Origin of the sequence: Micromonospora sp. M51 (assembly GCF_018070305.1) — a bacterium.
In the GTDB taxonomy this organism is placed as follows: Bacteria; Actinomycetota; Actinomycetes; order Mycobacteriales; family Micromonosporaceae; genus Micromonospora; species Micromonospora parva.
Map to the genome: position 1 here is coordinate 1 of NZ_JAGPXZ010000927.1, position 2,123 is coordinate 2,123.

Here is a 2,123-nt window from a genome sequence, read left to right on the forward strand (position 1 = left end):
CCCGGGGCGTGGTGGGCGTCGCGACCGGCTCGGCGACCTACCCCGGCGCGGCGGTGCTCTCCGTGGGCGGCGCGCTGGCCGGCCCGACCGGGCTGGTCCGCTACGCCGGCAGCGCCCGCGCCGAGGTGCTGCACCAGCACCCCTCGGTGATCGCCAGTGAGCGGGTCGCCGACGCGGGCCGGGTGCAGGCCTGGGTCTGCGGCTCCGGGCTGGGCACCGGCGCCGACGCGGCCGCCGAGCTGCGTGCCGTGCTGGCCGCCCCGGTGCCGGTGGTGCTCGACGCCGACGCCCTGACCCTGCTGGTGGACGGCTCACTCGCCGACCGGCTGCGGGGTCGGGACGCGCCCATCGTGGTCACCCCGCATGATCGGGAGTTCACGCGTCTCTGCGGTGAGGAACCCGGTGCCGACCGGGTCGGCGCAACGCTGCGGCTGGCCGCCTGGATGAACGCGGTGGTGCTGCTCAAGGGTGACCGCACGGTGATCGGCACGCCGGACGGTCGGGCGTACGTCAACCCGACCGGCACTTCGGCGTTGGCCACCGGCGGCACCGGCGACGTGTTGGCCGGGTTGCTCGGCTCGCTGCTGGCGGCCGGGGTGCCCGCCGATCGGGCTGCGGCGGCGGCCGCGTACCTGCACGGGCTCGCCGGGCGGGAGGCGGCCCGGGGTGGGCCGGTGACCGCGCCCGACGTGGCCACCGCGTTGCGTCCGGTGTTGGCCCGGCTGGGCTGAACGGGCCGTTCCAGCCGTGCTGGGCGGATCGCCGCGCCGGGACGTGCGTCGCCGCCCGCCGTGATCACGGCGGAAAGTAGGCTGGGCACATGTGGCAGGCCGAGGTACGCGTCGATCTTGACGCCATCCGCGAGAACGTGGGCAGGCTCCGCTCCGGCACCACCGCCGAGTTGATGGCGGTGGTGAAGGCCGACGGGTACGGACACGGCATGCTTCCGGCCGCCCGGGCGGCGCTCGACGGCGGCGCCGACTGGCTCGGCGTCTGCACCCTCGACGAGGCGCTCACCCTGCGCCGGGCCGGCGTGACAGTGCCGGTGCTGGCCTGGCTGCTCGCGCCCGGTTTGCCGCTGCACGAGGGGGTCAGCGCGGGGGTGGACCTCGGCGCGGCCAGCCTGGGTCAACTGGACGAGATGATCGAGGCGAGTCGCCTCGCCGGGCGTCCCGCCCGGCTCCACCTCAAGATCGACACGGGGTTGTCCCGGGGCGGCGCGACAGTCGCCGACTGGCCGGCGCTGCTGGACGCCGCCGCGAAGGCGCAGGCCGACGGCCTGGTCGAGGTGGTCGGCGTGTGGAGCCACTTCGTGTACGCCGACTCGCCCGGCCATCCCACCACCGACCGCCAACTGGCCGTCTTCCACGAGGGGCTGGCCATGGTCGAGCGGGCCGGGCTGCGACCGCGCTGGCGGCACCTCGCCAACTCGGCCGCCACCCTCACCCGCCCGGACACCCACTTCGACCTGGTCCGTCCGGGCCTGGCCATCTACGGGCTCTCCCCGGTGGCCGGCGAGACGTACGGGTTGCGGCCGGCGATGAGCGCCCGCGCCCGGGTGATGCTCACCAAACGGGTGCCCGCCGGCACCGGCATCTCCTACGGGCACGCCTACACGACGCAAGCCGACGCGAACCTGGCCGTGGTGCCGCTCGGGTACGCCGACGGGGTCCCCCGGCACGCGTCCAACACCGGTCCGGTGCAGCTCGGCGGCGTACGCCGGACGATCTCGGGGCGGGTCTGCATGGACCAGTTCGTGCTCGACTGCGGCGACGACCCGGTGGCCGACGGCGACGTGGCGACGCTCTTCGGCAGCGGCGTCGACGGCGAGCCGACCGCTGACGACTGGGCCGAGGCGGTCGGCACCATCAACTACGAGATCGTCACCCGGTTCGGCGGCACGCGGGTGCCCCGCGTCTACGACGGCGAAAGACAATGAGTTATCGCATTCCGCGTCCGCGCACGGCAGCTGGTCGGGTCGCGGGGATCGTCGGCGCGGCGGTGGGCGTGGCCGCGGCGGGGCTGGCGGCCGGGGTGGCGACCGAACGGACCCTGGTCCGCCGGCTCAAGGCCGACCCGGCCGACCGCTACGCGCACGAGACGTTCGACGAGCAGCGGTACGA

At 75.3% G+C, this 2,123-nt stretch carries 2 protein-coding genes and 1 pseudogene; all 3 read left to right on the forward strand.

Annotated elements, in window-relative coordinates; all coding sequences use genetic code 11:
• On the forward strand, positions 1 to 731 hold a 731-nt coding region (locus KBX53_RS30830; protein ID WP_210863254.1), incomplete at its 5' end, for an NAD(P)H-hydrate dehydratase.
• 89 nt (positions 732 to 820) lie between these two features.
• Entirely contained in the window at positions 821 to 1,939 is a 1,119-nt protein-coding gene (gene alr / locus KBX53_RS30835) for an alanine racemase (RefSeq protein WP_210863256.1), read from the forward strand.
• A pseudogene (locus KBX53_RS30840) lies at positions 1,936 to 2,123 on the forward strand (alpha/beta hydrolase); the annotation flags it as partial. The gene alr and the pseudogene KBX53_RS30840, both read left to right, overlap by 4 nt.